At 64.7% G+C, this 6,295-nt stretch carries 5 protein-coding genes and 1 pseudogene; 4 read left to right on the top strand and 2 right to left on the bottom strand.

What is annotated here, in order from left to right:
* Positions 1–233 precede the first annotated feature (233 nt).
* Positions 234–1,670 (bottom strand): exodeoxyribonuclease VII large subunit, encoded by a 1,437-nt coding sequence (gene xseA / locus AAC023_RS13050; RefSeq protein WP_339741633.1) that lies wholly within the window; start codon positions 1,668–1,670, stop codon positions 234–236.
* A gap of 103 nt (positions 1,671–1,773) precedes the next feature.
* On the opposite strand from xseA, the gene purD reads away from it, so the two are divergent.
* The 3 genes from purD (at position 1,774) to AAC023_RS13035 (ending at position 5,583) form a co-directional block, all read left to right on the top strand.
* Positions 1,774–3,051 (top strand): phosphoribosylamine--glycine ligase, encoded by a 1,278-nt coding sequence (gene purD / locus AAC023_RS13045; protein WP_339741632.1) that lies wholly within the window; start codon positions 1,774–1,776, stop codon positions 3,049–3,051.
* 86 nt (positions 3,052–3,137) lie between these two features.
* Positions 3,138–4,439, top strand: a complete 1,302-nt coding sequence (locus AAC023_RS13040; protein WP_339741631.1) for an amidohydrolase family protein — start codon at positions 3,138–3,140, stop codon at positions 4,437–4,439.
* 79 nt (positions 4,440–4,518) lie between these two features.
* Positions 4,519–5,583: a phosphotransferase gene (locus AAC023_RS13035; RefSeq protein ID WP_339741630.1), complete on the top strand. Its 1,065-nt coding sequence runs from the start codon at positions 4,519–4,521 to the stop codon at positions 5,581–5,583.
* Here the strand turns inward: AAC023_RS13035 and AAC023_RS13030 are convergent.
* Complete coding sequence (locus tag AAC023_RS13030) at positions 5,580–5,714, bottom strand: hypothetical protein (RefSeq protein ID WP_339741629.1); 135 nt, start codon at positions 5,712–5,714, stop codon at positions 5,580–5,582. The genes AAC023_RS13035 and AAC023_RS13030 overlap by 4 nt on opposite strands.
* A gap of 342 nt (positions 5,715–6,056) precedes the next feature.
* Here AAC023_RS13030 and AAC023_RS13025 point away from each other — a divergent pair.
* Positions 6,057–6,295 (top strand): annotated as a pseudogene (locus AAC023_RS13025) (sulfite exporter TauE/SafE family protein); the annotation flags it as partial.

Raw genomic sequence — 6,295 nt, 5'->3', positions numbered from 1 at the left:
TGTCGGCGGTGGGGGATAAGTTGGCGATTGCGCGCCGCCCCAACACCAAACACACTATCTTCCCCCGGAGGAGCGCGTTGAATTCCGGGGCCTGCCATGTGTTGGCCACCTGGCTGGAGTCCCCTCCGGCAGGCCCCGCAACACGTGCGGGGGAAGTGGCTTGTTGTGTTTGTTTGGGGAAATGCCCCCACGCAGGCCGGGTCCACTCAATCGCGGATTTGCCGGATCGCCCCCTAAAACAAGGTCCCCTGCCCGGCCGCTGGCGGCTTGCCCTTCGGCAGCGGTTTCGCTTTCGGCCGGGCGACCGGTGCCCCCTTGCCCGGCTCGCCATCGATCACGGCGCCGCGGCGGGCATCGGCAAATTCCAGCTCGACGCTGGCACCGGATGCCAGGCTCGCGCCGGTCCGGACCAGCTTGCCATTCGCATCGCGCACCAGCACAAACCCGCGCTTCAGTGCCGAAGTGTGGCTGAGTGCTTCCAGCCGGGCGGCCCAATTGCCGAGCGAGCGACGCTGATCGCGCAGGATGCGCGTGGCTGCAGGGGCAAGGCGGCCGCTTCGATCCGTGAGACGTTCCCGCTTTTGCTGGATGTCGCGGCGCAGGGTGACCGGGCGCAGGCGGGCGGTGAGGACAAGAAGTTTCGAGCGTTTCTCCGCGGCACCGGCGAGCAGGGCGCCGTCGAGCTTGTCGGCGACCATGTCGAAGCGCTGGCGTTTCAGCTCCAGCAGCGAGGTCGGGCGCGGTAGGGCGCGCGCCGCCGAACGCAGCTCGGTGCGGCGGCGTTCGATCAGGCGCGACAGGCCGGCGACCAGGCGGCCGCCGAGCGTGTCAAGGCTGGCCTTGAGCTCGGCGCGGACCGGCACGGCGATCTCGGCGGCACCAGTGGGTGTCGGCGCGCGGCGGTCGGAGGCATAGTCGATCAGCGTCGTGTCGGTCTCATGGCCGACGGCTGAGATCAGGGGGATTTTCGAGTCGAAAGCGGCGCGGACGACGATCTCCTCGTTGAAAGCCCAGAGGTCTTCGATCGAACCACCACCCCGGGCGACGATGATCAGATCGGGGCGCGGCACACGCCCACCGGCTGCCAGCGCATTGAAGCCATTGATGGCTTCGGCGATCTGGCCGGCCGCCGCCTCGCCCTGGACCAGGACCGGCCAGAGCAGGACATGGCAGGGGAAACGGTCACGCAGGCGGTGCAGGATATCGCGGATCACGGCGCCGGTCGGCGAGGTGACGACGCCGATGACACGCGGCAGGAAGGGGATGGCCTGCTTGCGATCGGCGTCGAACAGGCCCTCGGCGGCGAGCTTCTTGCGGCGCTCATCGAGCAGCGCCATCAGGGCGCCGGCGCCGGCCGGCTCCATCGATTCGACGATCAGCTGGTATTGCGAGCGGCCGGGATAGGTCGACATCCGGCCCTCAATGATGACCTCGAGCCCCTCTTCCGGCTTGAAGCGGAAATGCGCCGCCGTGCCCTTCCAGGCAATCGAGGTGATGACGGACTTCTCGTCCTTGAGGTCGAAATAGACATGGCCCGATTTGGCGACCACGACACGGCCCAGCTCGCCGCGCACGCGGACATGGCCGAAGGCATCCTCGACGGTGCGCTTGAGCGAGCCGGCGAGTTCGGAAACGGAGAATTCGTGGATATTGCCGCTCGGAGTGTTCATGCCCGATTGGTACGGTGAATTCACCGCTGCGGCAACGGCGCGAGGGACTCGCGGCGCGCCATGGTTTAGGTTAGGGCGGGCTCGGATTAGGCATGAGGTTGAGATGAAGGTCCTGGTAATCGGATCCGGCGGGCGCGAACACGCCCTGGTCTGGAAAATCGCCCAAAGTCCCCTCCTGACCGGACTGATCGCGGCGCCAGGCAGTGCCGCAATCGGCACGCTGGCGGAATGCGTCGACATCCCCGTTTCCGATCTGGACGGTCTGGCCGAGCTGGCGCGGACACGGGCGGTGGATCTGGTCGTGGTCGGTCCGGAAATCCCGCTCTGCGACGGCCTCGCCGACAAGCTGCGCGCCATCGGCATCGCGGTATTCGGTCCCTCGAAAGCCGCGTCGATGCTGGAAACCTCCAAGGCCTTCGCCAAGGATTTCTATGCCCGCCATAACGTCCCGACTGCGCGCTATGGCGTGTTCGACGACGCAGCCAGGGCCAAGGCCTTTCTCGATGAATTCTCCCCGCCCTATGTGCTGAAAGCCGACGGGCTGGCGGCCGGCAAGGGCGTTGTCATTCCCGAAACGCGCGACGCGGCCGAGGCCGAGATTGACGCCTTCCTGTCGGGCAAGTTTGGCGATGCCTCGCGCACCCTGGTGATCGAGGAATTCATGCGCGGCGAGGAAGTGTCGATCTTCGCCCTGTGCGATGGCAAGACAGTGCTCTATTGCGGCGCCGCCCAGGATCACAAGCGCGTCGGCGAAGGCGATACCGGCCCCAATACCGGCGGCATGGGCGCTTATTCGCCCGCCCCGATTGCGACCCCGGCGCTGATCGACACGGTGATGAAGACCATTATCGAACCCACCGCGGCCGGCCTCGCCGCCGAGGGCACACCGTTTCAGGGCGTCTTGTTCGCCGGAATCATGGTCACGGCGGACGGGCCGAAGACCGTGGAATTCAATATCCGCTTCGGCGATCCGGAATGCCAGGTGCTGATGGCGCGGATCGGCAATGATATCCTGCCCTATCTCAACGCTGCCGCGACGGGCCATCTCGACCAGATGCTGCCGATCGACTGGTCGCCGGAACCGGCCATCACTGTCGTGATGGCGGCGAAGGGTTATCCCGGCGACTATTCGAAGGGCTCGGTGATTGAGGGCATTGATGCCGCCAATGCAATGGACGGGGTGCATGTCTTCGAGGCTGGCACATCGCGCGACGGCCAGGGACGCCGCATCGCTGCCGGTGGCCGGGTGCTCAATGTCACCGCGACGGGGGAAAGCCTGCACTATGCCGCCGACCGCGCCTATACGGCCATCGACGCGATCAACTGGCCCGATGGTTTTTGCCGTCGCGACATCGCCTGGCGTGCGCTCAAGACCCATTAGGGCAGTGCGTCCGTCCCGGGAGAATTGACTTCCCGGCCAGCCGGGGCATGTTTGACGCCAAGAAATCAAATGGCGGGGAGACAAGCATGTTACGTTCAATGATCGCAGCGATTGCTCTGATGGCAGGCAGCGGTGTGGCTCTGGCGCAGACGGATGCGCCAGGGGCCGGCCTCACGGTTATTCACGCCGGTCATTTGCTGGCCGTGCCGGGCAATGCCCCGACATCCAATCAATCCATTCTGATCCGCGACGGTCGCGTCGAGGCGATCGAGGCCGGTTTCGTCACGCCCGAGGGCGCGACCATTGTCGACCTGTCAGACCAGTTCGTGCTGCCGGGCCTGATCGACAGCCATGTGCATCTGCAGGGCGAGCTGGGCCCCGATGGGCGCCTGCTGGAAGTGACCGAGAACAGTGCCGACCTGGCGCTCAACGGGGTGCATAATGCGCGCACCACGCTGATGGCCGGCTTTACCACGGTGCAGGATGTCGGCGGCGAGCTGGAAGCCTCGACCGGCCTGCGTGACGCGATCCGCGATGGCGATGTGATCGGGCCGCGCATGCGCGTTTCCGGACCGGCCGTGACACCAACCGGCGGACATGCCGACGTCAACGGCTTTTCGACTGCCGTGATGGACACGCTGACCAGCCGCGCCGCCTGCAATGGTCCAGCCGATTGCCGCCGGGCCGTGCGCGAACTGGTCCGCGCCGGCGTCGATGTCATCAAGATCACCGGAACCGGCGGCGTCTTGTCCAACACCGCAGCCGGGGTCGAGCAGCAATTCTTCGATGACGAGCTGGAATCCATTGTCGGCGCGGCTCACATGATGGGCCGCCGGGTCACGGCACACTCGCACGGCGTCACCGGTATCAATTCCTTCCTCGAGGCCGGCGGCGATTCGATCGAGCACGGCACTTATCTCGATGCCGCATCGATCCGCCTGTTCCGCAGCCGCAATGCCTATCTCGTCCCGACACTTCTGGCCGGTGCCACCGTCGCCGAGATCGCCTCGACGGCCTCCTGGATGACGCCCGCCGTGCGAGAAAAATCGCTCTCGGTCGGACCGATCATGCTGGAAATGGCGCGCCGCGCCCACGAGGGCGGCGTGATGATCGCGTTTGGCACGGACAGCGGCGTCTCGGTGCACGGCATCAATGCCCGCGAGTTCGAACTTCTGGTCGAAGCCGGCCTGTCGCCGATGGAGGCGATCGCCTCGGCGACCGTCAATGCCTCGGCCCATCTGCAGATGGACAGCGATATCGGTACGATCGAAGTGGGCAAATATGCCGACATTGTCGCCGTCGACACCAACCCGCTGGACGATATTTCGGCCTTGCTCGATGTCGACTTCGTGATGCAGGGCGGCGTCGTCTACAAGCACGAGGACTGATCCAGCAACGGCGCCTTCACCCGAGGCGCTCCGGCAATGAACACGGCCGCCTCCTGGCAGTCAGACAAACGGATGCTCCATGTCTCAGATTGATCGCAATTTTTCCGGCACCAAGGACGTCGCCGAGGCACTGGCCTTCGATCAGGCGGCATTGGCGGCATGGATGGCCAAGCATGTCACCGGCTATGCCGGTCCGCTCAGCGTCAGCCAGTTCAAGGGCGGTCAGTCCAACCCGACCTACAAGCTGGATACACCGGCCAAGAGCTATGTCCTGCGCCGCAAGCCGCCGGGCAAGCTCTTGCCATCAGCGCATGCGGTCGACCGCGAATTTCGCGTCATGAAGGCCTTGGGCGAGGCCGGCTTTCCCTGCCCCGTCATGTATGGCCTGTGCATGGACCGCGATGTCATCGGCACCGAATTCTATGTCATGGAATTCGTCGAGGGCCGGATCTTCTGGGATCCGCTCCTGCCGGGCATGGAACCGGCCGAACGCGCCGCGATCTATGACGCCTCCAATGCGACCCTGGCCCAGCTGCACAGCATTGATGTCGAGGCGGCGGGCCTGTCGGACTATGGCAAGCCGGGCAATTATTTCGAGCGCCAGATCGGCCGCTGGACCAAGCAATACCGCGCCGCCGAGACCGACACGATCGAAGCGATGGACAAGCTGATCGACTGGCTGCCGACCGCGGCGCCGGAGCAGGAACGCATCAGCGTCGTGCATGGCGATTACCGGCTCGACAATATGGTCTTCCACCCGACCGAACCGCGTGTCATCGCGGTGCTGGACTGGGAATTATCGACCCTGGGCGACCCGATGGCCGACTTCACCTATCAGCTGATGGGCTGGATGGTACCGCCGGCGATCCGCAGCGGCTTCCTCGGTGTCGATCTGGCCCCGCTCGGCATTCCCGATGTCGAAGCCTATACCAGGGCCTATTGCGAGCGCACCAACAGGGACGGGATTCCCGAGCTCGATTTCTACTTCGCCTATAATCTCTTCCGCCTCGCCTCGATCTGCCAGGGCGTCTATGCCCGGGCGCTGCAGGGCAATGCCTCCAATTCCAAGGCGCTGGAAACGGGTCAGGCGGTCAAGCCGCTGGCCGAAGGTGCCTGGGGATTTGCGAAGAATGCGGGCGCCTAGGGGGCGTCGTCGTCGGCGTTATTGTTCCGCTGCGCGCGCGATTCGTTGTAACTGGCGATGGCAATGACGGTGATCATGAACACGGTGAACACAATCAGGGGCCATAGACTGATTTCAATCGATCCGATCATTCTTTGCCTCCATTTCACCCGCCCGATGGGCACAGTATGTGCTTGCGATCAGGACAATGATACCGGCAAGGATGCTGCCTGGCTGGACCTGCCCGCCCGCAGCGAGCACCGACAATCCGATCGCACCCAGACCGCCCGTCCGGCATACCACTTCCCAATTTCGCCAGACCGAGACAGTCGGTTGGCGGAGCGGAAGCGTAATGCGTGCCGCCACCAGGCCCGTCCAGGCGGCAAGTTGCATCAGGCCTTGAAGCAGCAAGGACCACATAATCCCCACCCTACACGCTCCCGTTGCGTTCCGCAATCTCGATCGGCGTCCGCCCCCGTGCCGGTCCTGACGCGGTGAGCATTCTCATCCTCATCATTTCGGTCTTCGTCACCGCCTTCATTTCCGGCGTGTTCGGCATGGCTGGCGGGCTGATCCTGATGGGGGTGCTGGCGATGATCCTGCCGGTTTCCGCCGCGATGGTGGTGCATGGTGTGGTGCAGGCGGTCTCCAATGGCTGGCGCGCCATATTGCTCGGCAAATGGATCGATTGGCGGATATTGGGGGTCTATCTGACCGGTTCGGCGATGGCCGC

Origin of the sequence: uncultured Maricaulis sp. (assembly GCF_963976135.1) — a bacterium.
Classification (GTDB): domain Bacteria; phylum Pseudomonadota; class Alphaproteobacteria; order Caulobacterales; family Maricaulaceae; genus Maricaulis.
The sequence above is the reverse complement of the archived record's forward strand: the minus strand, read 5'-3'. Positions and strand labels throughout refer to the sequence as shown.

Bases quoted from the DNA above. Each gene is read 5' to 3' on its own strand.
- xseA (WP_339741633.1), bottom strand. From the start codon at position 1,670: ATGAACACTCCGAGCGGCAATATCCACGAATTCTCCGTTTCCGAACTC.
- purD (WP_339741632.1), top strand. From the start codon at position 1,774: ATGAAGGTCCTGGTAATCGGATCCGGCGGGCGCGAACACGCCCTGGTC.
- AAC023_RS13040 (WP_339741631.1), top strand. From the start codon at position 3,138: ATGTTACGTTCAATGATCGCAGCGATTGCTCTGATGGCAGGCAGCGGT.
- AAC023_RS13035 (WP_339741630.1), top strand. From the start codon at position 4,519: ATGTCTCAGATTGATCGCAATTTTTCCGGCACCAAGGACGTCGCCGAG.
- AAC023_RS13030 (WP_339741629.1), bottom strand. From the start codon at position 5,714: ATGATCGGATCGATTGAAATCAGTCTATGGCCCCTGATTGTGTTCACC.